This window comes from Acetobacter farinalis (genome assembly GCF_011516935.1).
In the GTDB taxonomy this organism is placed as follows: Bacteria; Pseudomonadota; Alphaproteobacteria; order Acetobacterales; family Acetobacteraceae; genus Acetobacter; species Acetobacter farinalis.
The window spans coordinates 1-890 of record NZ_WOTF01000067.1 but is presented as its reverse complement, the minus strand read 5'-3'; the positions used below and the strand labels follow the sequence as shown (position 1 = coordinate 890).

Genomic DNA, 890 nt, shown 5'->3' with positions numbered 1-890 from the left:
TTCTACAATCCACGTCGACGCCATTCATATCTGGGTGGCATCAGCCCTCTCGCTTTCGAAGCAAGAGTGGCATAATCACTTCTGACCGGCACAAAACCGTTACAAGTCCATTCCTCGACAACCTGTGTTGGAAGACGGATACGCTGGCCATTTTCAACGAAAGACGCAGGTGGATTGATGTAGGTAATATCCAGTGCGCAGATGGCACACCACAGCGCCTGAGCCTGCGCCCATACGCGCGCCTTGTCCCCCTGATAACCTTCCAGTGAAGGGGACTGACCAGCCTGTCGGAGGATCTCGGATGCACTGCGCAGGATACGGGCAATGGCAGGATCATTGGGAAGGACAAAGGCCGCGAGAATGTCGGGGATACCGGACAGGCCGCCCCATTCATTGCGTGCAAGCATCCGGACATCGCGTGTTACCCTCGCAAGTTCCTGTTCTCCTGCACGGGCGACGATGGTCACCACGGCCCTTGATGCTTCGGTCTGGGCCGAAAGCAATGAGCCATCCAGTGTTAGGTCACGATCGTTCAGAATCCGAAGTTCATCGGGGCCGATCTGCTGGAGCATCCACGACCGAGGCGTCAGAAAATGCGGCTCGCTGGTAATGGTTATTTCAACAACCGGATATGTATTTTCGCTTCTGTTGTCGAATTCCAGTTCTTCAAGGATCGGGACACTGTTTTCCCACAGGCTGGCATTGACCGTTTCCTGTAAGACGATCCGAAGTTGGGGCTTTTTTTCCTCTGTGGTGATTTCAACGTAGTCAGCAGTCTGGGTAATCCCCCCATTTTTAGAGGGGTTCTGACTGAGAATTCAGGCAGCTGCTTTTAGTTTCTGGGCGGGTGTGAACCCACCGTTCCCCATGTTGGGTCTGTCATGATTATA

The 890-nt window shown here is 53.6% G+C and carries 1 pseudogene; it reads right to left on the bottom strand.

Annotation, left to right across the window (positions count from 1 at the left end):
• Positions 1-110: 110 nt before the first annotated feature.
• A pseudogene (locus GOB82_RS13215) lies at positions 111-737 on the bottom strand (disulfide oxidoreductase); the annotation flags it as partial.
• Positions 738-890: the final 153 nt, after the last annotated feature.